The sequence below is a fragment of the Paraburkholderia sp. Ac-20342 genome (genome assembly GCF_017104985.1).
Taxonomy (GTDB): domain Bacteria; phylum Pseudomonadota; class Gammaproteobacteria; order Burkholderiales; family Burkholderiaceae; genus Paraburkholderia.
In genome coordinates, this window is record NZ_JAAGPQ010000016.1 from 65112 (window position 1) to 91816 (window position 26705).

At 64.6% G+C, this 26705-nt stretch carries 24 protein-coding genes; 11 read left to right on the plus strand and 13 right to left on the minus strand.

Going from position 1 to position 26705, the window contains the following annotated elements; genetic code table 11:
* The first annotated feature begins 13 nt into the window (after positions 1–13).
* The gene (locus tag G3N58_RS09135; RefSeq protein WP_167281628.1) at positions 14–1198 is read left to right on the plus strand and encodes an acetylornithine transaminase; all 1185 of its coding nucleotides are present in this window, start codon (positions 14–16) and stop codon (positions 1196–1198) included.
* A gap of 18 nt (positions 1199–1216) precedes the next feature.
* Positions 1217–1687, plus strand: coding sequence for a GNAT family acetyltransferase (locus tag G3N58_RS09140; RefSeq protein ID WP_205998992.1), 471 nt, complete (start codon positions 1217–1219; stop codon positions 1685–1687).
* A gap of 137 nt (positions 1688–1824) precedes the next feature.
* On the opposite strand, the gene G3N58_RS09145 is transcribed toward G3N58_RS09140, so the two are convergent.
* The 7 genes from G3N58_RS09145 to G3N58_RS09175 all read right to left on the minus strand — a co-directional run bounded on the left by G3N58_RS09145 (position 1825) and on the right by G3N58_RS09175 (position 8922).
* The gene (locus G3N58_RS09145) at positions 1825–2547 is read right to left on the minus strand and encodes an ABC transporter ATP-binding protein (RefSeq protein ID WP_167041173.1); all 723 of its coding nucleotides are present in this window, start codon (positions 2545–2547) and stop codon (positions 1825–1827) included.
* A complete protein-coding gene (locus G3N58_RS09150) occupies positions 2547–3338 on the minus strand; it encodes an ABC transporter ATP-binding protein (protein ID WP_167041170.1) in 792 nt (263 codons plus the stop codon). The genes G3N58_RS09145 and G3N58_RS09150 overlap by 1 nt, the downstream gene beginning before the upstream one ends.
* Before the next feature lie 21 nt (positions 3339–3359).
* Positions 3360–4529: an ABC transporter ATP-binding protein gene (locus G3N58_RS09155; RefSeq protein ID WP_167041167.1), complete on the minus strand. Its 1170-nt coding sequence runs from the start codon at positions 4527–4529 to the stop codon at positions 3360–3362.
* Between the two features lie 26 nt (positions 4530–4555).
* The gene (locus G3N58_RS09160; protein ID WP_167041164.1) at positions 4556–5506 is read right to left on the minus strand and encodes a branched-chain amino acid ABC transporter permease; all 951 of its coding nucleotides are present in this window, start codon (positions 5504–5506) and stop codon (positions 4556–4558) included.
* A 228-nt stretch (positions 5507–5734) separates the two neighbouring features.
* Positions 5735–6937, minus strand: coding sequence for a branched-chain amino acid ABC transporter substrate-binding protein (locus tag G3N58_RS09165; protein WP_205998993.1), 1203 nt, complete (start codon positions 6935–6937; stop codon positions 5735–5737).
* 567 nt (positions 6938–7504) lie between these two features.
* Positions 7505–8464 carry a 4-hydroxy-3-methylbut-2-enyl diphosphate reductase gene (gene ispH, locus G3N58_RS09170; protein WP_167041161.1) on the minus strand — a complete coding sequence of 320 codons (960 nt, stop codon included), beginning with the start codon at positions 8462–8464 and terminating at the stop codon, positions 7505–7507.
* Between the two features lie 2 nt (positions 8465–8466).
* Positions 8467–8922, minus strand: a complete 456-nt coding sequence (locus G3N58_RS09175) for a peptidylprolyl isomerase (protein WP_167041158.1) — start codon at positions 8920–8922, stop codon at positions 8467–8469.
* A gap of 209 nt (positions 8923–9131) precedes the next feature.
* Between G3N58_RS09175 and radC the strand changes: the two genes are divergently transcribed.
* The 4 genes from radC (at position 9132) to nadB (ending at position 12458) form a co-directional block, all read left to right on the plus strand.
* A complete protein-coding gene (radC, locus tag G3N58_RS09180; RefSeq protein WP_205998994.1) occupies positions 9132–9971 on the plus strand; it encodes a DNA repair protein RadC in 840 nt (279 codons plus the stop codon).
* Between the two features lie 188 nt (positions 9972–10159).
* The gene (gene rpmB, locus G3N58_RS09185; RefSeq protein ID WP_006050117.1) at positions 10160–10393 is read left to right on the plus strand and encodes a 50S ribosomal protein L28; all 234 of its coding nucleotides are present in this window, start codon (positions 10160–10162) and stop codon (positions 10391–10393) included.
* A 10-nt stretch (positions 10394–10403) separates the two neighbouring features.
* A complete protein-coding gene (gene rpmG / locus G3N58_RS09190; RefSeq protein WP_008919555.1) occupies positions 10404–10571 on the plus strand; it encodes a 50S ribosomal protein L33 in 168 nt (55 codons plus the stop codon).
* A gap of 288 nt (positions 10572–10859) precedes the next feature.
* Positions 10860–12458: an L-aspartate oxidase gene (nadB, locus tag G3N58_RS09195; protein WP_205998995.1), complete on the plus strand. Its 1599-nt coding sequence runs from the start codon at positions 10860–10862 to the stop codon at positions 12456–12458.
* Positions 12459–12581: 123 nt separating this feature from the next.
* Here nadB and nadC read toward each other — a convergent pair whose 3' ends face one another.
* The 6 genes from nadC to purN form a co-directional block, all read right to left on the minus strand.
* A complete protein-coding gene (gene nadC, locus G3N58_RS09200; RefSeq protein ID WP_205998996.1) occupies positions 12582–13505 on the minus strand; it encodes a carboxylating nicotinate-nucleotide diphosphorylase in 924 nt (307 codons plus the stop codon).
* Positions 13505–14644 carry a quinolinate synthase NadA gene (nadA, locus tag G3N58_RS09205; protein ID WP_167041146.1) on the minus strand — a complete coding sequence of 380 codons (1140 nt, stop codon included), beginning with the start codon at positions 14642–14644 and terminating at the stop codon, positions 13505–13507. Before nadA ends, nadC begins: the two co-directional genes overlap by 1 nt.
* 139 nt (positions 14645–14783) lie before the next feature.
* Complete coding sequence (locus tag G3N58_RS09210; protein WP_167281637.1) at positions 14784–15980, minus strand: acyl-CoA desaturase; 1197 nt, start codon at positions 15978–15980, stop codon at positions 14784–14786.
* Between the two features lie 199 nt (positions 15981–16179).
* Complete coding sequence (locus G3N58_RS09215) at positions 16180–17607, minus strand: mechanosensitive ion channel domain-containing protein (RefSeq protein WP_205998997.1); 1428 nt, start codon at positions 17605–17607, stop codon at positions 16180–16182.
* A gap of 72 nt (positions 17608–17679) precedes the next feature.
* Complete coding sequence (locus G3N58_RS09220) at positions 17680–18939, minus strand: RsmB/NOP family class I SAM-dependent RNA methyltransferase (protein ID WP_167281641.1); 1260 nt, start codon at positions 18937–18939, stop codon at positions 17680–17682.
* Positions 18936–19589, minus strand: a complete 654-nt coding sequence (purN, locus tag G3N58_RS09225; RefSeq protein ID WP_205998998.1) for a phosphoribosylglycinamide formyltransferase — start codon at positions 19587–19589, stop codon at positions 18936–18938. The genes G3N58_RS09220 and purN overlap by 4 nt, the downstream gene beginning before the upstream one ends.
* A 138-nt stretch (positions 19590–19727) precedes the next feature.
* Between purN and G3N58_RS09230 the strand changes: the two genes are divergently transcribed.
* From G3N58_RS09230 to G3N58_RS09250, 5 genes are all read left to right on the plus strand, one after another.
* Positions 19728–20723: a bifunctional riboflavin kinase/FAD synthetase gene (locus G3N58_RS09230; RefSeq protein ID WP_167041131.1), complete on the plus strand. Its 996-nt coding sequence runs from the start codon at positions 19728–19730 to the stop codon at positions 20721–20723.
* 166 nt (positions 20724–20889) lie between these two features.
* Positions 20890–23727, plus strand: a complete 2838-nt coding sequence (ileS, locus tag G3N58_RS09235) for an isoleucine--tRNA ligase (RefSeq protein ID WP_205998999.1) — start codon at positions 20890–20892, stop codon at positions 23725–23727.
* Positions 23727–24236: a signal peptidase II gene (gene lspA / locus G3N58_RS09240; protein ID WP_167041125.1), complete on the plus strand. Its 510-nt coding sequence runs from the start codon at positions 23727–23729 to the stop codon at positions 24234–24236. The genes ileS and lspA overlap by 1 nt, the downstream gene beginning before the upstream one ends.
* A 129-nt stretch (positions 24237–24365) precedes the next feature.
* The gene (gene coaBC / locus G3N58_RS09245; protein ID WP_205999000.1) at positions 24366–25580 is read left to right on the plus strand and encodes a bifunctional phosphopantothenoylcysteine decarboxylase/phosphopantothenate--cysteine ligase CoaBC; all 1215 of its coding nucleotides are present in this window, start codon (positions 24366–24368) and stop codon (positions 25578–25580) included.
* Between the two features lie 84 nt (positions 25581–25664).
* Positions 25665–26681: an LLM class flavin-dependent oxidoreductase gene (locus G3N58_RS09250; RefSeq protein WP_205999001.1), complete on the plus strand. Its 1017-nt coding sequence runs from the start codon at positions 25665–25667 to the stop codon at positions 26679–26681.
* Positions 26682–26705: the final 24 nt, after the last annotated feature.

Consider the following 26705-nt stretch of genomic DNA (forward strand, 5'->3'; position numbering starts at 1 on the left):
GGAGCCTGCCGTTATGAATTTCAATGAGTACCCGATCGATTCGCTGATGTACATCACGAACCGGCCCGACGTCGTGTTCACGCACGGCAAGGGCTCGTGGATTTACGACAACAACGGCAAGCGCTATCTGGATTTCATTCAGGGCTGGGCGGTCAACTGTCTCGGCCACTGCAACGACGGCATGATCGAAGCGCTGAACCACCAGGCCAAACTGCTGATCAACCCGTCGCCGGCGTTCTACAACGAGCCGATGGCGAAGCTCGCGGCTCTGCTCACGCAACACAGCTGCTTCGACAAGGTGTTCTTCGCGAACAGCGGCGCCGAGGCGAACGAAGGCGCGATCAAGCTCGCGCGCAAGTGGGGCAAGAAGCACAAGGACGGCGCGTTCGAGATCATCACGTTCGATCACGGCTTCCACGGCCGCACCATCGCGACGATGTCGGCAAGCGGCAAGCCGGGCTGGGACACGATCTACGCCCCGCAGGTGCCGGGCTTCCCGAAGGCGGACCTCAACGACATCGCCTCGGTGGAAAAGCTCATCAACGCGAAGACCGTCGCCGTGATGCTCGAGCCGATTCAGGGCGAAGGCGGCGTGATTCCGGCCACGCGCGAATTCATGCAGCAACTGCGCGAGCTGACGAAAAAGCACAACCTGCTGCTGATCGTCGATGAAGTGCAAAGCGGCTGCGGCCGCGCGGGCACGCTGTTCGCGCATCAACTGTCGGGCGTCGAGCCGGACATCATGACGCTCGGCAAGGGCATCGGCGGCGGCGTGCCGCTCGCGGCGCTGCTCTCGAAGGCGGACGTCGCCGTGTTCGAAGCAGGCGACCAGGGCGGCACCTACAACGGCAATCCGCTGATGACCGCGGTCGGCTACTCGGTGATCTCGCAGCTGACGGCGCCGGGCTTCCTCGAAGGCGTGCGCGCGCGCGGCGAATATCTGCGCACGAAGCTGCTCGAACTGTCCGAGGAGCGCGGCTTCCTCGGCGAGCGCGGCGAGGGTCTGCTGCGCGCGCTGCTGCTCGGCAAGGACATCGGCAACCAGATCGTCGAGAAGGCGCGCGAGATGCAGCCCGACGGCGTGCTGCTCAACGCGGCGCGCCCGAACCTGCTGCGCTTCATGCCGGCGCTGAACGTGACGACCGAGGAGATCGACCAGATGCTGGCGATGCTGCGCTCGGTTCTCGACTCGCTGTAATCCACGCGAACCGCACCGATGACGACGCACACGACGCTATCGATCCGCTGCTTCGACGCGAGCGATACCGAGGCGGTCGTCGCGCTGTGGCAGGAAGCGTTTCCCGAGTACCGGGACGTGACGAGGCCGCAGCGCAATCCGTATCTGTCGATCGAGAACAAGCTCGCGACGCAGCCGGAACTGTTCTTCGTCGCGGTGCTCGATGCGCGCATCGTCGGCACCGTGATGGGCGGTTATGACGGACACCGCGGCTGGCTGTATTCGCTCGCGGTCGACGCATCGCTGCGACGTCACGGCATCGGCACGCGGCTCGTCGCACACGTCGAAAGTGCGTTGACGAAGCTCGGTTGTCCGAAGCTGAATCTGCAGGTGCTGTCGGCGAAAGCCGAGGTGCGCGCCTTTTACGACGCGCTCGGTTATCGCGCCGATGCGGTAATCAGCCTGGGCAAGCGGCTCGGCAAATTTGCGGACGCGGCGCCGGCCGGTTGAACGTGTCGCGCCGGGCGCGGCGTCCTCTTCGCGCCTGAACGAAAAAGGCCGCATGCGATCGACAACGCATGCGGCCTTTTCTTTATCGCCGTAATCGGCGACGCAGCCGGGTTGTGGAACCCGGCGTCTTTACCCGCCTATTCGCCGAGATAAGCCGCGCGAACCTTCGGATCGTCGAGCATCTGCTTCGCGTCGCCCGACATCGTGACCAGCCCCGAGTCCATCACATAGCCGCGATTCGCGGCCTGCAACGCGAGACGCGCGTTCTGTTCGACCAGCAGCACGGTCATGCCTTCGGCCGAAATCGAGCGCACCACTTCGAAGATCTTCTCGACCATGATCGGCGACAGACCCATCGACGGTTCGTCGAGCAGCAACAGCTTCGGCCGCGAGATGATCGCGCGCGCCATCGCCAGCATCTGCTGCTCGCCGCCCGACAGCGTGCCCGCGTATTGCGAGGCGCGCTCCTTCAGACGCGGGAAGAAGCCGAACATGCGCTCGACGTCGGACTTGATGCCGTCGGCGTCGTTGCGCAGGTAAGCGCCCATCTGCATGTTCTCGACGATCGACATGCGCGCGAAGATGCCGCGCCCTTCCGGCACCATCGCGAGACCGCGCTTCAACAGCTCGTGCGCAGGCAGGCCCTTGATCGACTGGCCCATGTACTCGATGTCGCCGGCCGCGTACGCCTTCAGACCCGTGATCGCCTTCATCGTCGTGGTCTTGCCCGCGCCGTTCGCACCGATCAGCGTGACGAGTTCGCCCTGCCCGACTTCGAGGTCGATGCCCTTGACCGCCTGGATGCCACCGTAGTTGACCTGCAGGCCCTTGATTTTCAACATTGCTTGCGTCGTGGACATCAGTGGACTCCCGCACCCAGATAAGCTTCGATCACCTTCGCATCCTTCTGCACGTCCTGCGGCAGACCTTGTGCGATTACCTTGCCGTAGTCGAGCACGGTCATCTGGTTGCACAGACCCATCACGAGCTTCACGTCGTGCTCGATCAGCAGGATCGTCCGGCCGTCCGCGCGAATCTTGTCGAGCAGCTTCGTGAGTTCGACCTTTTCGGTCGCGTTCATGCCGGCCGCCGGTTCGTCGAGCGCGAGCAGCTTCGGATCGGTCGCCAGCGCGCGCGCGATTTCGAGGCGGCGCTGGTGGCCGTACGACAGATTGCGCGAGGTGTAGTCCGCGTACTGCGCAATGCCGACATAGTCGAGCAGTTCGATCGCGCGCTCCTTGATCTCGCGCTCTTCCTTGCGCTCGCCCGGCGTCTGGAACACTGCGCCGAGCAGGCCGTGTTTGGTGCGCACATGACGGCCGACCATCACGTTCTCGAGCGCGGTCATGCCGCCGAACAGACGGATGTTCTGGAACGTGCGCGCGATGCCCGCCTTCGCGACCTGATAAACCGCAGTCGGCGTGTACGCTTCGCCGTCGAGCTTGAACTCGCCCGAATCCGGCGTGTAGAGGCCCGTGATCACGTTGAAGAAAGTCGTCTTGCCGGCGCCGTTCGGGCCGATCAGCCCGTAGATCTCGCCCGCGCGAATCTGCAGGCCGACCTCGGAAAGCGCCTGCAGGCCGCCGAAGCGCTTGTTGACGCCCTTCACCGACAGACGGATCGGCGCGTTGTTGCTTACGTTATCGCTCATGTCTTTTTCTCCACCGCGGCCTTATACGCGCACCGGCTTCTTGCCGTTGCGCTTCGCCAGCTTCGCAATCCTGTCTTCGTGTTTCGGCGCGGGCCACAGGCCTTCCGAGCGATACAGCATGATGACGACCATCGCGAGACCGTACAGCAACTGACGGATCACTTCGGTATCGACGATTTCATGGCCGAAAATCATGTTCTGCAGCGGGCCCATCGTCGAGCGCAGGAACTCGGGGAACACCGCGAGCAGCACCGCGCCGAGAATCACGCCGGGAATATGGCCCATGCCGCCGAGCACCACGCAGGCGAGCACCACGACCGATTCCCAGAACGTGAACGATTCCGGCGACACGAAGCCCTGGAACGCACCGAACATCGCGCCCGACAGGCCGCCGAACGACGCGCCCATCGCGAACGCGAGCAGCTTCACGTTGCGGGTGTTGATGCCCATTGCCTTGGCGGCGATTTCGTCTTCGCGGATCGCGGCCCATGCACGGCCGATACGCGAATGCTGCAAACGCGTACAGACCCAGATCACGAACAGCGCGCACAGCACGAACAGGTAGTAGTACAGATACACGGACGGGAACTGCACGCCGAACAGCGAATGAGACTGCGAGAGACTGAAGCCGCCGACCTGCACCGGATCGATGCCGGTGATCCCCTTCGGGCCGTTGGTGATGTTCACCGGACGGTCGAGGTTGTTCATGAAGATCCGCACGATTTCCCCGAAGCCGAGGGTCACGATCGCGAGGTAGTCGCCACGCAGACGCAGCGTCGGTGCGCCGAGCAGAATCCCGAACACGGCAGCGAGCGCCATCGCGATCGGCACGATGATCCAGATCGGCATGTGAATGCCGTTCGGCGCCAGATGTGCGATCCAGTCGAATTGCGTGGAGAGGTGCGGCGAGCTCAGCAGCGCGGCCGTGTAGGCGCCGATCGCGTAGAACGCGATGTAGCCGAGGTCCAGCAGGCCGGCGAAGCCGACCACCACGTTGAGGCCGAGCGCGAGCATCACGTACAGCATCGCGAAGTCGAGCACGCGGACCCAGTAGTTGCCGCCCGCCGCGCCGATAATCATCGGTGCCGCGATCACGAGGATGGCCGTGACGACGCCGATCGCCAGCGTCTTCGTCAGGTTCTTTTCGGGGATCAGCGTCGTCGACGGCTCGATCGGTTGAATTGAGGTCATGTTCGTTTACTCCTTATGGCCCGGGATCAGGCGCGATCCGCAACGCGTTCGCCGAGCAGGCCCGACGGACGGAACACCAGCACGACGATCAGCACGATGAACGCGAACACGTCCTGATAGTTGCTGCCGAACACGCCGCCCGTGAGATTGCCGATATAGCCGGCGCCCAGTTGCTCGATCAGACCGAGCAGCACGCCGCCGACCATCGCGCCGCCGAGATTGCCGATCCCGCCGAGCACCGCCGCGGTAAAGGCCTTCAGGCCGGGGATGAAGCCCATGTAGAAGTGTGCATTGCCGTATTCGGACGCGATCATCACGCCGGCGAGAGCCGCCAACGCCGAGCCGATCATGAAGGTGGCCGAAATCACGAAGTTCGGGTTCACGCCCATCAGGCTCGCGACGCCCGGGTTCTCGGCGATCGCGCGCATCGCGCGGCCGAGCTTGGTCTTGTGCACGAGCAGCAGCAGGCCGCCCATCACGAGGAACGCCACCACGATGATGACGATTTCGGTCATCGAGATCACGGCGCCGGGCGTCGTGTCGGTGGCCTTGATCACGTTGATCGGATCGGTGGGCAGCAGCTGCGGGAACGGCAGCGGGTTGCGCGACCAGATCATCATCGCGAGCGTCTGCAGGAGGATCGACACGCCGATCGCGGTGATCAGCGGCGCGAGACGCGGCGCGCGCCGCAACGGCCGGTAGGCCACGCGCTCGATCGTGTAGCCGACCACGGCGCAGACCGCCGCCGCGATGATCAACGCGATGATGAGCGTCGGCACGTTGCCGAGGCCGGGGAAGTGGTTCTGCAGCACGCCTATGGCGGAGAGCGCGACCATTGCGCCTACCATCAACACGTCGCCGTGAGCGAAGTTGATGATGCCCAGAATGCCGTAAACCATCGTATAGCCCAGTGCGATGATGGCATAGACACTGCCAAGCACCAGTCCATTGAGGATCTGCTGGATGAAGATATCCATTTAATGCTCCTTAGCCCGTGCGGCTGGATTCGCGTTTTTCATCTGCCGGTGGGCGATGATGCGTCACGGAATCTCAACCGCACTGCGGGTACTGATATAAAAGACCGGTAAGGGTTATCCGCTGCCGGTTTGCCGTGCGGCCGGGATGCGGTCGCGGGCTCGCCTTGGGCGGATGCAAAAACGGCACCGTTGGATGGGTTCGGTGCCGTCAGGCCATACTTCCCGTCATCACATCTTGACGACGTCGAGAACCGCTTTCTTGCCGTCCTTGAAGTCGTAAAGCGTAATGGCGCCTTCTTTCAAATCACCCTTGTCGTCGAACGCGATGTGGCCGATTACCCCGTTGTAATCGGTCGAAGGCATCGCGGCCAGCACCTTGGGCGCCTCGATCGAATTAGCGCGCTTCATTGCATCGACGATCACGTACACAGCGTCATACGTGAACGGCGCGTAAATCTGCACCGGTGTGTGGAAGCGCTCCTCGTACTTCTTTTCGAAGTCCGCTCCCTTGTCCATCTTCGAAAGCGCGAGTCCCGCCTCCGAGCAGACCAGGTTTTGCACGGCGGTTCCCGCCAGCTCACCTACCTTGTCGGTACACACACCGTCGCCGCCAAGGATTTTTGCCCTGATACCGAGCGCGGCCGCCTGCTTCACAAACGGCCCGCCCGTCGCGTCCATGCCGCCGAACATGATGGCGTCCGGCCGAACACTCTTGATCTTCGTGAGGATGGCCCGGAAATCCGTGGCCTTGTCGTTCGTCGCCTCCCGCGCGACGATCTTCGCTCCGCCCGCTTCGGCCGCCTTCGCGAATTCGTCCGCGAGACCCTTGCCGTAGGCGGTCGCATCGTCCACTACCGCGATGCGTCTGGCGCCCAGCGCCTTCGTGGCGTAATTGGCGAGCGCCGGCCCCTGCTGCGCGTCGGTGGCGACCACGCGATAGGTGGTCTTGAACCCCTGTTGCGTGTACGCCGGATTGGTCGACGACGGCGAGATCTGCACGATGCTCGCGTCGCTATAGATCTTCGACGCTGGAATCGATACCCCCGAGTTCAGATGCCCGACCACCGCGACCACGTGATCGTCCACCAGCTTCTGCGCGACGGCGGTGCCCGTTTTCGGGTCCGCCGCGTCGTCCTGCGCGTCGAGTTGCAGCTGGATCTTCTGACCGTCGATCGTCAGACCCTGCGCATTGATTTCCTCGACCGCGAGGCGCGCCCCATTTTCATTGTCCTTGCCCAGATGCGCGATGCCGCCCGTCAAGGGCGCGGCATGACCGATCTTCACGATAGTCGCTTCGCTCGCGGCAGCCACCGCCGCAGCCGAAGCCGCCGATGCGCCCGCCCCCGCTTCGCCATCCTGTTTCTTGCCGCACGCGGTCAGCATCGCAACCGCGGCCGCGATAGACACGGCGTAAGCAAATTTGACTCGCATCAAGTAGGTCTCCTGCGCCTTGCAAAATCCACTGTTCAGGACCTCAAGGCCTTGAGAACGCGCGCATTGTAACTCCAATTTTATGGCTGGCAATATTGTTGAACCGGTGGGGTTTTCCTGCATTGCAACCGTATTTTGAGAACAAAATACACTTAAGGGAGCAACCTGGTTGCGATCTTTTTTCGTGCATCAGTTGCACCGCCGTCGAGCCCTTTGGCATCAAGTGTTGTAGCCGGTTCGGCCTGAATGCCAGATGCGGCGGGATTCGCGGCACGGATAAGCTTTTGGCGCTCATTAGGTAGAACGCACTAATCGGGTGCGCGGTGAAACGGGGGTCATGATTTGCGCCAGTCTAAACGGGGGCGCATGCTCCGGAAATCAATAAAACACCGGATCACGAATCAAAATAATTTGTGCGCAAACCCACGGAAATGGACCCATTCTTTCGATTTGGCACCTTTTCTGAAAGACTCGCCGGCGATGCGGCCATAAAAAAAGCGCACCCTTGGGTGCGCTTTTTTCGACGCGGATAACCAACCTGTGTCGAGCCGGGTATCGAGCCGGCTGTCAGGTCGGCAGACCGAGCCCGCGCGGCAGCGGGAACGCGATGTTCTCTTCGATGCCCTCGAGCGCGCGCACGTTGCGCACGCCCAGTTCGCGCAAGCGCGCAATGACGGCTTGCGCCAGCACCTCGGGGGCCGATGCGCCGGCCGTCACGCCGATGCGGCGCTTGCCCTCGACCCAGACCGGATCGATCTGATCGGGCGAATCGACCATATAAGCCGGCACGCCAAGCTTTTCGGCCAGCTCGCGCAGGCGGTTCGAGTTCGAACTGTTCGGGCTGCCGACCACGATCACGACGTCGCACTGCGGCGCCATGAACTTCACGGCGTCCTGGCGATTCTGCGTGGCGTAGCAGATGTCCTGCTTCTTCGGCTCACGGATGGACGGATACTTGGCCTTCAGCGCACCGATGATCTCCGCCGCGTCGTCGACCGACAGCGTGGTTTGCGTGACGAACGCGATCCGCTCGGGATCGGCGAGCTGCAACGCCTGCACGTCTTCGATATCTTCGACGAGATGCATGCCCTCGGCCGCCTGGCCCATCGTGCCCTCGACTTCCGGGTGGCCCTTGTGGCCGATCATCACGATGTCGAAGCCGTCCTGGCGCATCTTCGCGACTTCGATATGCACCTTGGTCACGAGCGGACAGGTGGCGTCGTACACCCGCAGTCCGCGCGACTCCGCCTCCGAGCGCACGGCCTTCGACACGCCGTGCGCGCTGAAGATCACCGTGTTGCCGGCCGGCACTTCGTCCAGGCTCTCGATGAAGATCGCTCCCTTCTTGCGCAGATCTTCGACCACATAGGCGTTATGGACGATTTCGTGACGCACGTAGATCGGCGAGCCATACAGCTTGATGGCCCGCTCGACGATCTCGATCGCCCGGTCGACGCCGGCACAGAATCCGCGTGGCTGGGCCAGCAGGATCTCGGCTTCGGCAAGAGTCGTATCCGTGATGCTCATGTTTACAGAATCCCGATGATTTTCACTTCGAACGCCAGCGCCTGGCCGGCAAGCGGGTGATTGAAATCGAACAGGGCCGACGTCTCGCCGACTTCCTTGAGCACGCCAGCATAGCGCCCGCCGCCCGGCGCATTGAATTCGATCAGATCACCCGGCGAAAAATCCTCGCCGATCATGCTGTTCTCCCGCAGTGTAGCGAGAGACACGCGCTGGATCAGTTCCGGATTGCGCGGACCGAACGCCTGGCCCGGCGTTAGCTGAAAGGTCGAATGGTGGCCCACCTTCAAACCTAGCAAAATATCTTCCAGCGGCGGCGCCAGTTGACCGGCGCCGAGCAGCAGCGTGGCCGGCTTGTCGTTAAACGTGTTGATGACTTCGGCGCCATCGGCAAGGGAAAGCCGGTAATGCAGCGTGACGTGTGAACCGGGTTTCACTTCGGAAATGTCGATGATGCTCATGCAATGCTCGCTCAGTCGAAGCGCGCTGCACGCGTGCGCCGCGGGCGCAGTCGACGCGTGTGGCAAACCGTCGGGTGCCGTGCGCAAAGCGCCTATTGTAAGCCACCTAGCGAGCGTCGGCTTGAGTCCGTCGCGCGCGAAGCGGCTCGGCCCCAGCGGCGCCGTCGCACCGTGGGCGCCGTCAATCCGAAGCGGAGGACACTGTATATATGACCGATTTCGCGAGCACAATCGACGAAACACCTGAGGCAACGGCCCTGCCCGCGCCGCGAACCCGCACAGCCGCGGCCCCCGGGGGCGCAACGCCGCGCAAGCGCGCCCGGTCGCGGCTTTTGCGCGGCAAATGGCATAAGCACGACATGCCGCGCGAGCGGCTCATCAAGCAGGGCGCCACCGTACTGTCCGATACCGAGATGATCGCGCTCGTGCTCGGCTCGGGACTGCCCGGCCACGACGTGTTCAGCGTCGCGAGCCAGCTGCTCGGGCGCTTCGGCTCGCTGCGCGCGATGCTCGACGCGACCTACACGGATTTCGACGGCATCCGCGGCATCGGACCGGCAAAAAAGGCGCAATTGCTCGCGATCATGGAAATGGCGCGCCGCTCGCTGGTCGACAAGATGCGCAAGCGCGAGCTGATGAATTCGCCCGAAACGGTCGAGAACTACCTGCGCCTGCTGATCGGCGGGAGGCCGCAGGAAGTATTCGTGTCGCTTTTTCTTGACGCCCGGCATCGGCTGATCGACTGCGAGGAAAGCGCGCACGGTTCGCTCACGCGCATGGCCGTGTATCCGCGCGAGATCGTGCGGCGGGCGCTGAACGCCAATGCGGCGAGCCTCATCGTCGCGCATAATCACCCGTCCGGCGCCGTGCAGCCGAGTGCGAGCGACTGCCGCCTGACGCACACGCTGCGCGATGCGCTCGCGCTGATCGACGTGCAACTGGTCGATCATCTGGTCATCGGCGCGGACAGCGTCTACTCGTTCGCCCGCGCCGGCTGGCCCGGTGCGCCGACGCATGGCGCCGTGTCGGGCATCGCAAATAAGGTTTGATTTTGCGGCTTTTTTTCTGCTAGAATTCCGGTTTGCCTATTTCCAACCCCCTGTTCCGAAGCCATCAAGGCGTTCCGCAAAGGTCAGGCGGCTGCAGTAGCGAGTCCTTCGGCTCAACTTCAGCGCGGCTCTTTTCGGGAAACTTTCACGGCGTTCGAACTCAGAATTAGCGTATTAGGAGTGCTCTCATGGCACGCGTATGCCAAGTAACTGGGAAAGCGCCGATGAGCGGCAACAACGTTTCCCACGCGAACAACAAGACCAAGCGCCGGTTCCTGCCGAACCTGCAAAGCCGCCGTATCTGGGTGGAAAGCGAAAACCGTTGGGTGCGTCTGCGCATTTCGAATGCCGGCCTGCGCCTGATCGACAAGAACGGTATCGACGCTGTGCTCGCAGACCTGCGTGCACGCGGTGAAGCCTAAGGAGTAAATCATGGCAAAGGGCGCACGCGACAAGATCAAGCTGGAATCGACCGCAGGCACGGGTCACTTCTACACGACCACGAAAAACAAACGCAACATGCCGGAAAAGATGCTGATCAAGAAATTTGATCCGGTCATCCGCAAGCATGTTGACTACAAGGAAACCAAGATCAAATAAGATCGAGGCTCCTCTGCCTGACGAAGGCAAATGTGCAAGAAAGCCCCGCATTCGTGCGGGGCTTTTGCTTTTGTGCGGGCAAAATCCGCATTGACCGCGTAACGCTCCCCGTCCGTAGCTGAGGCAGCATCGCTCGCCACGGCCAGCCGCTTTCACTGCGTCCTCGCAAACCGTCCTATCCCGTTCGGCCGACTTTCGTTCGGTCGTTACGACGCGTATCCTTTGTCGTTTCCGCGGCGCACGATTTGTGCGCCATCATCGCAAAACGAAAGAGGGAGATGGTCGGTAATGGAATTCGATGTGGCGATTGTCGGTAGTGGTCTGGCGGGCTTGAGCGTCGCGCTCAATCTCGCGCAAACGCGGCGGGTCGCGGTGATCGCCAAGCGATCGCTGACCGAAGGTGCGAGCGACTGGGCACAAGGCGGCATTGCCGCGGTACTCGATTCCGCGGACAGCATCGACAATCACGTGCGCGACACGCTGGTCGCCGGCGGCGGCCTGTGCGACGAAGCCGCTACGCGCTTCATCGTCGAACATGGGCGCACCGCGATCGAATGGCTGATCGAACAGGGCGTGCCGTTCACGAAAGACGACGCCGCCGAACTCGGTTTTCACCTGACGCGCGAAGGCGGCCACAGCCATCGCCGAATCATTCATGCAGCGGATGCGACCGGCCACGCGGTAGTCGCCACGCTCAGCGAACAGGTGCGCCGCCACCCGAACATCACGCTGTTCGAAGATCACCACGCGATCGACCTGATCACCTCGGATCGCCTCGGCCTGCCCGGCCGCCGTTGCCACGGCCTCTACGCGCTCGACCTGCAAAGCGGCCGCACCGCGACGATCGAGGCGCCGCATACAGTGCTCGCCACCGGCGGCGCCGGCAAGGTCTATCTGTACACGACGAACCCCGACACCGCGACCGGCGACGGCATCGCAATGGCATGGCGAGCCGGTTGCCGCGTGTCGAACATGGAATTCATCCAGTTTCACCCGACCTGTCTGTTCCACCCGTACGCGAAGTCGTTTCTGATTTCCGAAGCGGTGCGCGGCGAAGGCGGCATCCTGAAGCTGCCCGACGGCACGCGCTTCATGCCGAATCACGACGAGCGCGCGGAGCTGGCGCCGCGCGATATCGTCGCGCGTGCAATCGACTTCGAGATCAAGAAGCGCGGCATCGATTGCGTGTACCTCGACATCAGCCACCAACCGCCCGAGTTCCTGCACGAGCATTTCCCGACCATCCTCGCCCGCTGCCTCGAATTCGGCATCGACATCACCAAAGAGCCAATTCCCGTCGTGCCGGCCGCGCACTACACGTGCGGCGGCGTCGTCACCGACCTTGCCGGGCGCACAGATCTCGCGGGCCTTTACGCGGTCGGCGAGACGTCCTGCACCGGCTTGCACGGCGCGAATCGGCTCGCCAGCAACTCGCTGCTCGAATGCCTCGTGATCGGCCGCTCGGCCGCGCAGGCGATCGAAGCGGAAGGCTTCGGCGCCACCGTCCATGCGCCGCTGCCGGCGTGGGACGAAAGCCGCGTCTCCGATCCCGATGAAGAAGTCGTGGTCGCGCACAACTGGGACGAACTGCGTCGGCTGATGTGGAATTACGTCGGCATCGTGCGCACCGACAAGCGGCTCGAGCGCGCCAGGCACCGGCTTACGCTGCTGCGCGACGAGATCCACGAGTACTACGCGAATTTCAAGGTGAGCCGCGATCTGCTGGAACTGCGCAATCTGGTCGACGTCGCGTCGCTGATCGTCGAAGGCGCGCGCTTGCGGCGCGAAAGCCGCGGGCTGCATTTCAGCCGCGACTGGCCGACTACGCTGCCGAAGGCATTGCCGACGGTGTTGTCGCCGGAGTATGCGCGCAAGCGCGACGCGTGAGAAACGGCGGCAAAAGCCGGCACTGAAACGAACGCGGCAAACCAAACAAGGCCATGCCCGGAGACTCCCGGCCATGGCCTTGTTCAGCGAGCGCTCACACGTCGACGCGTCGGAGTGTCGGCGTCAGACGATCCGCATCGAGTAATCCGTTGCGCGCACGTCCTTGGTCAGCGAACCAATCGAAACACGATCGACCCCCGTCTCCGCGATCGTACTCACAGTGTCGAAGTTCACGCCGCCGGATACCTCGAGCACCGCCCGCCCCGCCGTGATACGCACCGCGTCGCGCATCATGTCGAACGAGAAGTTGTCGAGCAGAATCGACTGCGCACCGTGCGCGAGCCCGGTTTCCAGTTGCTCGATCGTTTCGACTTCGATCTGGATCGGCACGCCCGCATTCAACGCAAGCGCCGCGTCCATCGCCGCGCCCACGCCGCCGGCGGCGGCAATGTGGTTTTCCTTGATCAGAATGCCGTCGTACAACGCGAGCCGCTGATTCGCGCCGCCGCCCACCCGCACCGCGTACTTCTGCGCGAGCCGCAAGCCCGGCAGCGTCTTGCGCGTGTCGAGGACGCGCGTATGCGTATGAGCAATCGCGTCGACATAGCGGCGCGTCGCGCTCGCCACGCCCGACAGCAGTTGCAGAAAGTTCATCGCGTTGCGCTCGGCGGTCAGCAGCGCGCGTACCGGCCCGCGCAGTTCGCAGACGGGAGTGTTCGCGTTCATGCGCTCACCCTCGCGGTAACGCCATTGAACCTCGATGCGCGGATCGACCGACCGCATCACGGCGTTGAACCACAGCACACCGCACAGCACCGCATCCTCGCGCACGACGATGCGCGCGTTGCGAATCTCGTCCGCCGGCACGAGTCGGCCGGTCTGGTCGCCGGCTCCGACGTCTTCGGCGAGCGCATCGGCAACATTGCGTGCGAGCGCTGCATCGAACGCGGCGCCATATTGCGCGTGAATTTCCGCGTAGAGCGGCGACACCGCTTCGTCCCGCTCGCCCCCGACGGCCTGCTCGGGCGCCTTCTCAAGTACCGCCATTACGCTGCCCCCACATTCGAATACAGTTGCGCGTCGCGCGCGAGATCGCCGCTCGCCTGCACGCGCTTCTTGTGACGCGCCGCGAAGTCCAGCATGCGGTCGATCGGCAGACGCGCCCGTTCGCCGATCGCGCGCTCGACGAAAATCTCGTTATGGCCGCGTTCGAGCACATCGGCCAGATTCGCGAGGCCGTTCATCGCCATCCACGGACAATGCGCGCAGCTCTTGCAGGTCGCGCTGTTGCCGGCCGTGGGCGCGGCAATCAGCGTCTTGCCGGGCGCGGCGAGCTGCATCTTGTGAAGAATGCCGAGATCGGTCGCGACGATGAAATGCGTCGCATCGAGCTTCTGCGCGGCGTCGATCAACTGGGTCGTCGAGCCGACCACGTCCGCCTGCGCGACCACGTTGGGCGGCGACTCCGGATGCACGAGCACCTTTGCTAGCGGATACTCGGCGCGCAGCAGATCGAGTTCGATGCCCTTGAATTCGTCGTGCACGAGGCACGAGCCCTGCCACATCAGCATGTCCGCGCCGGTCTTGCCCTGGATGTAGCTGCCGAGATGGCGGTCCGGCGCCCAGATGATCTTCTCGCCGCGCGCATGCAGATCGGCGACGATCTCGAGCCCGATCGACGACGTCACCATCCAGTCCGCGCGCGCCTTCACTGCCGCGCTCGTGTTCGCGTACACGACTACCGTGCGGTCCGGATGCGCATCGCAGAACGCCGAGAATTCGTCGACCGGACAGCCGAGATCGAGCGAACAGGTCGCATCCAGATCCGGCATCAGAATGCGCTTGTCGGGGCTGAGGATTTTCGCGGTCTCGCCCATGAAGCGCACCCCCGCCACCACGAGCGTTTGCGCGTCGTGATCGCGCCCGAAGCGGGCCATTTCCAGCGAGTCGGCCACGATGCCGCCGGTTTCGTCGGCGAGCTCCTGCAATTCCGCGTCGACATAATAGTGCGCGACGAGTACGGCTTTCTCGCGCTCGAGTAATGCACGAATCCGTGCCTTCAGTGCCGCCTTTTCTGCCGCCGACGGCATCTCGGGCACCTTCGCCCATGCCTGACCGATCCCGCAAGTCGTGCCTTGCGCCTGCGGCCGGTCATATTCGACGGTCCTGATCGCCTGCTGCTCCATGATCTCCTCTGTCCTCGCCGCGCCGCCGCTTGCCCATCGAGTCACTACAGTCGCGACGGCTTTCCACGACGCCAAAAAGAAAAACCCCGCCAACGCGGGGTTTTGTGACGTTCTGAAATTTTAATGGATTTTTTCGCGCTCAAGCATAGCGACGCAGTCGCGTCGCGAAATCGTGCAGCGCCTTGATGCCGCTCTGCTCGGCGCGATGGCACCAGTCCTGCAATTGCGCGAGCAGTTGTTCGCGCGATGCGTTGGAGCGTTCCCACATCGACGCGAGTTCGTTGCGCATATCGATGTAGGTCTTGAGCTTCTGGCTGTTGGCGAAGATTTGCGGCAGCTGGCGCTTCTGCGGCTCGTTCAGCCCAGCCTCTTCCTTGTGGAACCAGCTACGCGCACCGCGCATCAACTGATACTTCTCGCGCGAGCCGACATCCTTCAGATGCGCAAGCTCCTGGCGGTACGCGCGCTTGAGCGCCTTGCCGTAACGCGCCATCACTTCGTAGCGGTTTGCGAGCACGGCCTGCAGCGTGTCCTGGTCGAGCACGAGCTTGCCGGTGGTCAGACGCGGCGTGGGCGCGACCTTCTTCACCTTGGCAAGACGGAACGCCGACATGATGCGGATGTACATCCAGCCGATGTCGAACTCGTACCATTTGTTCGACAGCTTGGCCGACGTCGCATACGTATGATGATTGTTGTGCAGCTCTTCGCCGCCGATGATGATGCCCCACGGGAAGATGTTGGTGCTCGCATCCGACGAATTGAAGTTGCGATAGCCCCAGAAGTGCGCGAGGCCGTTGACCACGCCGGCAGCCCAGAACGGAATCCAGATCATCTGCACGGCCCAGATCGTCAGGCCGACGACGCCGAACAGCGCGATGTTGATCACCATCATCAGGCTCACGCCGAGAATCGGGTACTTCGTGTAGACGTTGCGCTCCATCCAGTCGTTCGGCGTGCCGTGGCTGAACTTGCGCATCGTTTCTTCGTTTTTCGCTTCGGTGCGATACAGCTCGGCGCCTTCGAGCAGCACCTTCCAGATACCGCGCGTTTGCGGGCTGTGCGGATCTTCCTCGGTCTCGCACTTCGCGTGGTGTTTGCGGTGGATCGCGGCCCACTGGCCGGTCAGCATGCCGGTGGTCATCCACAGCCAGAAGCGGAAAAAATGACTCGCGATGGGATGCAGCTCCAGCGCGCGATGCGCCTGGCAGCGATGCAGATAGACGGTCACGCCGATAATCGTGATGTGCGTCACGATGAGCGTGTACACGACGAGTTGCCACCACGAGAAGTGCAACAGGCCGTGAGCAAGAAAATCGAGCAAAGAATTCAACAAGGTAAGTTACCTGCAGAACGAGAGATACGGAGCACACGCATTGCGTGTGTCAAGAAAGTGAAAGCATACAGCGGGATAGCACGATATTCTACTTGAAGCATCCCAAGTGTTTGTAACAAATAGGGATTTTTTGTGTGATATCAATATCATAACGGCCGCTGCGGACCGTTTCGGGCGGCGCGGCGGGGCGTCGATCCCGTCAGCGAACGTCGCTCGCAGCGCCGTCCATCGGCCCGGGCGCGGCCTCGGGCAAGGAAGCGGACGCGGCAACAGGCGCCGCGCCGGAGTCGGAGCCGGGGCCGGGGCCGGTCATAGTTACCGGATGCGGCATAGCGCCGCCCGCCGGTCCGACGATCCGCACTTCGCGTTGCGCGAGCGGAATCGAGATGCCGTGTTCGGAGAACAGGCGCCACATGTTGCGGTTGACCGCCGAGCGCACGCCCCCCGTGCCGGTCGCCGCGTCAGCGATCCAGAAACCCAGTTCGAGATTGATGCCGTCGGGGCCGAAGCCCACCAGATACGGCGTCGGCGCCGGCTCGCGCAAGACGCGCGGCACGTCGTCGGCGGCCTGGACGAGCAGCGCCATGGCCTGCTCGACGTCGGACGTATAGGCGATCTGCACGGCCGCCTTGGCATAGCCGCGCGTCAGGTACGACGACTGGTTCTGCACCACGTCGGTAATGAGCTTTTCGTTCGGAATCAGCGTTTCGATGCCGTCGAGCCCGCGCACGACGGTGTAGCGCGTGCGGATCTGCGTGACCATGCCTTGCAGGCCGCCCGTGCTGATCGTGTCGCCGATCCGCAACGACCGGTCGAGCAGGATGATGAAGCCCGACACGTAGTTGCTCGCGATCTTCTGCATGCCGAAGCCGAGCCCGACCCCGAGCGCGCCACCGAACACGCCGAGCACGGTGATGTCGATGCCGACGATCGACAGGCTGATCAGGATCGCCGCCAGCACGAAAGCCGCCCGGCCGACGCGCGCGACCACGACCTTCAGGTTCGCGTCGAGCGTTTTCGAGCGCATCAGGCGGTCTTCGAACGTCGAGCCGAGCCACATCGCGACGATCATCGTGATGCCGACCCACAGCAGGCCGGTTACGAGCGAGAGCAGCGTCATGTGCGCGTTGGCGACACGGAACCGCACGCTGCCCATCCACGCGATCACCTCGTCCTGGATGCCCATCAGCGTGAGCACCATGCCGATCCAGACCACCACCGAGACGGTCTTCTCGACGAGGAAAAGCCACGGATGCACGCCGCCGTCGCGGCTGAAGACGCGGCGCGCGAAGAAGAACACGATGTAGATGAGGCCGATGCCGGCAAGCGGCACCAGCGCCAGATCGAGCAGCGCGGTGTGCATGAACTGGCCGGCGATCGCCCGCGCGAGCCACACGAGCGCCGCGCCGAGCAGCGGAAAGGCCGCGCGGTTCAGGCTTTCCATGCCGAAACGCAGGGTCTGGTAGCGCGGATGCCGCGGGCCGCCGAGGCGGCGGCGCAGCGTGCGCGCAAGCAGCCACGCGACGAGCAGCGTCGCGAGCAGGATGCCGACCTGCCACAACATCACGGGCTGACCGAAGTCGTGCGCGATGTCGCTGAAGCGATGGAAAAAAAGACTCGTCTGCATGATCTCGCCGAAAGCGCCGGCGCGCCGCGACTGCAAGGCAGCCCGCGCACGCCGGCAAAAAACCGGACGCGCCTAGCTCTGGCGCTCCAGCACGGCGGCGAAGAAGCCGTCGGTGGCGTGACGGTGCGGCCACAGCTTCAGGTAATCGTCCATGTCGAGCTCGATGCGCTGCTCGGCGAGCACGTCGCGCACGGGCACCAGCGCGAAATCGGGATGATCGGCGAGGAACTGCTGCACGATCGCCTCGTTTTCCGCTTCGAGAATCGAGCAGGTCGCATAGACGAGCCGGCCGCCCTTCTTCACGAGACGCGCCGCGCTCGCGAGAATCGACGCCTGCTTCGGCGCCAGCTCGGCAATCGACTCCGGCGACTGGCGCCACTTCAGGTCCGGGTTGCGGCGCAGCGTGCCGAGGCCGCTGCACGGCGCGTCGACGAGCACGCGGTCGATCTTGCCGGCGAGGCGCTTGATCTTCGCGTCGTGTTCGCTGTCGATCAGCACCGGGTTCACGTTCGACAGGCCGCTGCGCGCAAGGCGCGGCTTCAGCTTGGCGAGACGCCGCTCGGAGATGTCGAACGCGTAGAGCCGGCCGGTCGAGCGCATCGCCGCGCCGAGCGCGAGCGTCTTGCCGCCGGCGCCCGCGCAGAAATCGACGATCATCTCGCCGCGCCGCGGCGCGACCAGCGAGCACAGCAACTGGCTACCCTCGTCCTGCACTTCGAGCCAGCCCTGCTGGAACGCGTCGAGCTTCGTCAGCGCCGGCTTGCCGACCACGCGCACGCCGAGCGGCGCGAACGGCGTGGCGCCCGCCTCGATGCCGGCCTTCGACAGCGCGCCCAGCACGTCGTCGCGGCTCGCCTTGACCGGATTCGCACGCAAGTCGAGCGGCGCCGGGTAGTTCAGCGCGGCGGCCAGTTGCGCCAGCTCGGCGCCTTCGAAGCGCGTGCCGAGCGCCTGGCAGATCCAGTCGGGAAGATTCAGGCGAATCCGCAGCGGCAGGCTCTCCGGGTCGATCCTCGACACGTGTTCGAGCCACGTCGCCTCGGCTTCGCTGACGAACGGCTTGAGCGCGTTGCGCCCGACCGTCTGCATCAGGCCGAGCAGCGCCATGCGGCGCGCGGGGTTGCCGGTGCCGCTTTCGGCCAGATGCGCGAACTCCATCCGGCGGCGCAGCACCGCGAACACCGCCTCGGCGATCACACCGCGCTCGGCGTGCCCGAGCTTCGGATGCGCGCGGAAAAACCGGCTCGTGGTGGCGTCGGCGGGACCGTTGAGCCGCAGCACTTCGGCCAGCAGCGTTTCAGTTTGACCAATCAGGAAACCATGCAATCTCATGCGCCCTCTCCGGCGGGGTGACCGGCAAAGAGCCATTGAGGCTCCGGCGGCGTAAGCGTGACGCGCAGGCCGTCGAGAGCAAGACGCCCTTCGACGAACCAGCGCGCCGCGCGCGGATAAATGATGTGTTCGGTGGTCAACACGCGTGCGGCGAGCGTCTCGGCGGTGTCGCCCGCCACGACCGGCACCGCCGACTGCGCGACGATCGGCCCGTGGTCGAGCTGCGACGTGACGAAGTGCACCGACGCGCCGTGGAACCGCACGCCGGCGTCGAGCGCCTGCTGATGGGTCTTGAGGCCCGCAAAGCTCGGCAGCAGCGACGGATGCACGTTGAGCATGCGCCCGGCGTAATGGTCGACGAAGCGCGCGGTCAGCACGCGCATGAAGCCCGCGAGCAGCACGAGGTCCGGTGCGAATGCGTCGATCTGTTCGGCGAGCGCCGCGTCGAAGCTGTCGCGGTCGGGAAACTGGCGGTGATCGACCACCGCCGTGGCGATGCCATGCGACGCCGCGAACGTGAGCCCCGCGGCATCGGGACGGTTGGCAATCACGGCGGCGACCCTGGCCGGCCAGCCATCGCTCGCGCAGGCGCGCACGATGGCTTCCATGTTGCTGCCCCGTCCGGAAATCAGGATGACGAGTTTTTTCATGCGCGGATTTTATCATTCGGCAATCGCCTGACAGCGGCCTCGCAGCCGTGCGCTGCGCCAAACGTTTATAATCGTTTGTTTTGCGGCACCCTGGCCGCGCCCCTATTGCCACCGCAGCAAGCGCTGCAACCCGTTATCGTGAGAGTCTTCCGCGGTCTTCCCAATGCCGAGAGCCGCGCGCCGTGCGCGCTGACCATCGGCAACTTCGACGGTGTCCACCGCGGCCACCAGGCTCTGCTCGCGCACGTGCGCGCGGCCGCCGACGCCCGCGGCCTGCCCGTCTGCGTGATGACCTTCGAGCCGCACCCGCGCGAATTCTTCAACCCGGCCGGCGCGCCGCCGCGCATCGCGATGCTGCGCGACAAGCTCGAGGCGCTGCGCACCAACGGGGTCGACCGGGTCGTCGTCGAGCACTTCAATCACACGTTCGCGAGCCAGTCGCCGGACTCGTTCGTCGAGCGGATCATCGTCAACGGGCTGCACGCGCGCTGGATCATGATCGGCGACGACTTCCGCTACGGCGCGAAGCGCGCCGGCGATTTCGCCTCGCTGCAGGCGGCCGGCAAGCAGTACGGCTTCGAAGTCGAGCAGATGGCGACCGTCGCCGATCCGTCGGGCGCGCGCATTTCGAGCTCGGGCGTACGCGCGGCGCTGGTCGCGGGCGACCTCGACGCAGCGCGCGCCGCACTCGGCCGCGACTACCTGATCAGCGGCCACGTCACGCACGGCATGAAGCTCGGCCGCGATCTCGGCTTTCCCACGCTCAATCTGCCGATCGCGCACAAGCGCCCGGCGCTGGCCGGCATCTTCGTCGTGCAGGTGCACGGCATCGCCGAGCAACCGCTGCCCGGCGTCGCGAGCCTCGGCGTGCGTCCCACCGTCGACGATTCCGGCCGCGTGCTGCTCGAAGTGCATCTGCTCGACTGGCACGGCGACGCGTATGGCAAACTCGTGCGCGTCGAATTTCTGAAGAAGCTGCGCGACGAGGAGAAATTCGTCGATCTCGAAACGCTGACCGCCGCGATCGCGCGCGACGTCGCCAATGCGCGCGCGTGGCTCGCCGCGGCCGGCGCCGGCACGCCGGGCAGCCGTTCCACCGGGTTCGCCACGTCGGCCACCGACCGAATTAGATAACCGCCGCGGTTCGGGCCGGCGCACCGCCCCGCCCGAACCGTCGCCGCGCGCATCGAAGGGCATCGGCATCATGCGAGCCGCCTGCCGGGCGCGTCCCACGCTCCTCGCGCAGCGTGCGCAATCCGCGCCCCGCTGCGCATAGAACGAATTCACCGCCATCCACATCATGAGCAACAAGAAAGCCGATTCGAAACCGCAGTCACGCTACCCGGTCAACCTGCTCGACACGCCGTTCCCGATGCGCGGCGACCTGCCCAAACGCGAACCGCAATGGGTCAAGGACTGGCAGGAACGCAAGGTCTACGAGACGATCCGCGCCGCGTCCAAAGGCCGCAAGAAGTTCATCCTGCACGACGGCCCGCCGTATGCGAACGGCGACATCCACCTCGGCCACGCGGTGAACAAGATCCTCAAGGACATGATCGTCAAGGCGCGCAATCTGGCGGGCTTCGACGCGGTCTACGTGCCGGGCTGGGACTGCCACGGCATGCCGATCGAAATCCAGATCGAAAAGCAGTTCGGCAAGTCGCTGCCGGCGGCCGAGGTGATGCAGAAGGCGCGCGCCTACGCGACCGAGCAGATCGAGAAGCAGAAGGTCGGCTTCCGCCGTCTGGGCGTGCTCGGCGACTGGGACAATCCGTACCGGACGATGAACTTCGCCAACGAGGCCGGCGAAATCCGCGCGCTCGCGAAGATCATGGAAAAGGGCTATGTGTTCCGTGGCCTGAAGCCGGTCAACTGGTGTTTCGACTGCGGCTCGGCGCTCGCCGAAGCGGAAGTCGAGTACAAGGACAAGACCGATCCGACCATCGACGTGCTGTTCAGCTTCGCCGAGCCGGACAAGACCGCGCAGGCCTTCGGCCTCGCCGCGCTACCGCGCAGCGAAGGCGGCATCGTGATCTGGACCACCACGCCGTGGACCATTCCTGCCAACCAGGCGCTGAACCTGCACCCGGAAATCGTTTACGCGCTCGTCGACACGCCTCGCGGCCTCCTGATCCTCGCCGAGGAACGCGTCGAGGCGTGCCTCAAGCTCTACGGCCTCGAAGGCACCGTCATCGCGACCACGCCGGGCGCGAAGCTCGTGAATCTGCGCTTCAACCATCCGCTCGCGTCCGCGCATCCAGCTTACAAGCGCACCGCGCCGGTCTATCTCGGCGACTACGTGACGACCGAAACCGGCACCGGCGTCGTGCACTCGTCGCCCGCCTACGGCGTGGAAGACTTCGTGTCGTGCAAGGCGCACGGCATGTCGGACTCGGACATCATCAACCCGGTGATGGGCGACGGCCGCTACATCGAATCGCTCGCGCTGTTCGGTGGCCTGTCGATCTGGGCGGCCAATCCGCAGATCGTCGAGGCGCTGCAAGGCGCCGGCTCGCTGCTGCGTACCGAGAAGTACACGCACAGCTACATGCACTGCTGGCGCCACAAGACGCCGATCATCTATCGCGCCACCTCGCAGTGGTTCGCCGGCATGGACGTGAAGCCGAACGACAGCGACAAGACGCTGCGCGAAACCGCGCTCGAAGGCATCGAGAACACGGCCTTCTATCCGTCGTGGGGCAAGCAGCGCCTCTTCAGCATGATCGCCAACCGCCCGGACTGGACGCTGTCGCGTCAGCGCCAATGGGGCGTGCCGATGGCGTTCTTCGTGCACAAGGAAACCGGCGAGCTGCATCCGCGCACGCTCGAACTGCTCGAACAGGTCGCGCAGCGCGTCGAGCAGGCGGGCATCGAGGCGTGGCAGACGCTCGATCCGCGCGAGCTGCTCGGCGACGACGCGAATCTGTACGAAAAGAACCGCGACACGCTCGACGTCTGGTTCGACTCGGGCACGACGCACTGGCACGTACTGCGCGGCTCGCACAAGGACGAGCTGCAGTTCCCGGCCGACCTGTACCTCGAAGGCTCGGACCAGCATCGCGGCTGGTTCCACTCGTCGCTCCTGACCGCTTCGATGCTCGACGGCCGTCCGCCCTACAACGCGCTGCTCACGCACGGCTTCACCGTCGACGGCGAAGGCCGCAAGATGAGCAAGTCGCTCGGCAACGGTATCGATCCGCATGAAGTGGCGAACCGCCTCGGCGCGGAAATCATCCGCCTGTGGATCGCCTCGACCGACTACTCGGGCGAACTCGCGATCTCCGAGGAAATCCTCAAGCGCGTGACGGAAAGCTATCGCCGCATCCGCAACACGCTGCGCTTCCTGCTCGCGAATCTGTCGGACTTCGACTTCGCGCAGCACGCGCGTCCGGTCGAAGACTGGCTCGAAATCGATCGTTACGCGGTGGCGCTCTCGGCAAACCTGCAGAACGACATCCTCGCGCACTACGAAAAGTACGAGTTCCACCCGGTCGTCGCGAAGCTGCAGACGTTCTGCTCGGAAGACCTCGGCGGCTTCTACCTCGACGTGCTGAAGGACCGCCTCTACACCACGGCGGCCGATTCGGTCGCGCGCCGCTCGGCGCAAACCGCGCTCTACCACATCGCGCACGGTCTGCTGCGTCTGATGGCGCCGTTCCTGTCGTTCACCGCCGAAGAAGCGTGGAAGGTGTTCCAGCCGGATAGCGAAACCATCTTCACCGAGACCTACCACGCGTTCCCGGCCATGCCGGACGCGGGTGCGTTGCTCGACAAGTGGACGCTGCTGCGCGCCGCGCGCGGCGACGTGACGAAGGCGCTCGAAGAGGCCCGCGTGGCGAACCTGATCGGCTCGTCGCTGCAGGCCGAAGTCGAAATCCGCGCGAGCGGCGCGCGTTACGACGCGCTCGCGAGCCTCGGCGAAGACCTCAAGTTCGTGCTGATCACGTCGGCGGCGAAGGTCGTGAAGGTGGACAGCGAAGCGGACGAAAGCGTCGAGGTGATCGCCTCGAAGTATCTGAAGTGCGAGCGCTGCTGGCACTATCGCCCGGACGTCGGCACGATCGCCGAGCATCCGTCGCTGTGCGGCCGCTGCTTCAGCAATCTGTTCGGCAATGGCGAAACGAGGAGCGCGGCATAATGGCGGGAAGCATCTCGAAAACATCGGCCCGAAGCGGCTCGCTGGCCCCTTGGCTCGGCATCGCGCTGATCGTCATCCTGTTCGACCAGTTGACGAAAATCGCGGTCCGCAAGGTGTTCGCCTACGGTGTGCCGCACGAGATCACGCCGTTTTTCAACCTGATCCTCGTGTACAACCGCGGCGCCGCGTTCAGCTTCCTCGCGATGGCGGGCGGCTGGCAGCGCTGGGCGTTCACCGCGCTCGGCGTGGTCGCGGCGCTCGTGATCTGCTATCTGCTCAAGCGGCATAGCGGACAGAAAATGTTCTGCACGGCGCTCGCGCTGATTCTCGGCGGCGCGCTCGGCAACGTGATCGACCGGCTCGCCTACGGCCACGTGATCGACTTTCTCGATTTCCACGTGGGCGGCTGGCACTGGCCGGCGTTCAATCTCGCCGACAGCGCGATCACGATCGGCGCGATCCTGCTCGTGATCGACGAGCTACGGCGCGTGCGCGGTTCATCACGCTGACGCCACCGACGCGAGGCACGGCCGCGCGGCGCGTCGGGTTTGAAACGCACGGCAGCGGCAACGGGTGACGGGTAACACCACCGCGCCCTTGCGCCGCCGGGCGCCATCATGCTTTGTCGGAGGCTTTCGTTGGCAACCGCAGAACTCGCAGGCAAACACCTCGTCCTCGGCATGACGGGCGGCATCGCCTGCTACAAGATCGCCGAACTCACGCGTCTGCTGACCAAGGCGGGCGCGACCGTGCAGGTCGTCATGACCGAAGCGGCCACGCAGTTCATCACTCCCGTCACGATGCAGGCGCTCTCGGGCCGGCCCGTCTACACGAGCCAGTGGGACGGTCGCGTGCCGAACAACATGGCGCACATCGACCTGTCGCGCGAAGCCGACGCGATCGTGATCGCGCCCGCCTCGACCGACTTCCTCGCCAAACTCGCGCACGGCATGGCCGACGATCTGCTCTCGACGCTATGTGTCGCGCGCGACTGCCCGCTGCTCGTCGTGCCGGCGATGAACCGGCAGATGTGGCAGAACCCGGCCACGCAACGCAACGTCGCGCAACTGCGCGCGGACGGCATCGAGGTGCTCGGCCCCGATTCGGGTCCGCAGGCCTGCGGCGAAGTGGGCGACGGGCGCATGCTCGAAGCAGCCGCGACCTATGAAGCGATCGCGTCGTTCTTCGCGCCGAAAATCCTCGCCGGCCGCCGTGTGCTGCTGACCGCCGGGCCGACCTTCGAGCCTCTCGATCCGGTGCGCGGCATCACGAACCGTTCGAGCGGCAAGATGGGCTTCGCGCTCGCGCGCGCCGCGCAGCAGGCCGGCGCCGAGGTACACCTGGTGGCCGGTCCGGTCGCCCTCGAAACGCCGTGGGGCGTGTTCCGCGAAGACGTGCAAACCGCGCAGCAGATGCACGACGCGGTGATGCGGGCTGTCGCCGACGCGGACGTGTTCATCGGCGTCGCCGCCGTGGCCGACTGGCGCGTCGATCACGTCAGCGAACAGAAGATCAAGAAGACCGCCGAGCGCACGCTGCCGAGCTTCTCGTTCGTCGAGAATCCGGACATCCTCGCCGCGGTCGCCAAGTTGCCGAAGCCGCCGTTCACGGTCGGTTTCGCCGCGGAAAGCGGCAACCTCGAAGTCCACGGCGAGGAAAAGCGCGCGCGCAAGAACGTGCCGCTGCTGATCGGCAACCTGGGCCCGCTGACGTTCGGGCTCGACGACAACGAAGTGATCCTGTTCGAAGCAGGCAACGCCACCAGACTGCCGCGCGCCGACAAGCAGACGCTCGCGCGCGCGCTGATCGCCGAGATCGCCGGGCGCCTGCCCGACACCGGCCCGGGGCGCTGAAGGCAAACGGCGGCGAGCCCGCGTGGCTGCCGTCGGCGCTGACTACGCTGACTCGTGGCCGGAATCATCTGGAGCACTACTGACATGACGCTACTTTCCGTGCTCGATCAAACGCCGGTGATCTCCGGGCACTCGGTGGCGGACGCCATCGCCGCCACGGTCGAACTCGCGCAGCTCGCCGACGACCTCGGCTACACGCGCTACTGGTGCGCCGAGCACCACGGCCTGCGCGGCGTGTCGAACCCCTGCCCCGAAGTGATGCTGGCGCGCCTCGGCAGCGTGACGAAACGTATTCGCCTCGGCTCCGGCGGCGTGATGCTGCCGTACTACAGTCCGTTCAAGGTCGCCGAGCAGTTCATGATGCTCGAAGCGCTGTTCCCGAACCGTATCGACCTCGGCGTCGGACGCGCGCCGGGCGGCGATATGCGCACCGCGCAGGCGGTGGCCGCCGGCGCCTACAATCGCGGCGAAATTTTCCCGCAGCAGGTTGCCGATCTGCTCGGGCTCATGCACGGCACGCTCCCCGCCGATCACCTCGCGCAAGGCGTGCTGCTGCAACCGCAAATCGATACGCGCCCGCAACTGTGGATGCTCGGTTCGAGCGAATTCGGCGGCCTGCTCGCGGCGCAGCTCGGCATTCGTTTCTCGTTCGCGCATTTCATCAATGCGCATTTCGGCAGACAGGTCGCGCTCGCGTATCGCGAGCGTTTCCAGCCGAGCGTGGAAGCGTCGCAGCCGTATCTCGCCGCGGCGGTTTTCGTGATCTGCGCCGACACCGACCAGGAAGCCGCCGACCTCGAAAAAGCCGTCGATCTGCGCCGCGTGCAAATGGCGCACGGCCTGAACGAGCCGATTCCGACGATCGAACAAGGCGTCGCGCAGGAGTACGGCGAGCGCGAACGGCTCGTGATCGACCGCGAAAAACCACGCAGCATTATCGGCACGCCGGAGCGCGTCACCGAGCGGCTCGCGGATTTGCAGGAGCAGTTCCAGGCCGACGAACTGATGGTGCTCACGGTCGCCGGCAGTTATCACGCGCGGCTGCGCTCCTATGAACTTCTCGCCGAGGCGTTCCAGCTCGGCTCGCATCCGGCGGCTTGACGGGCGGCACCTCCGTGCCCCTGC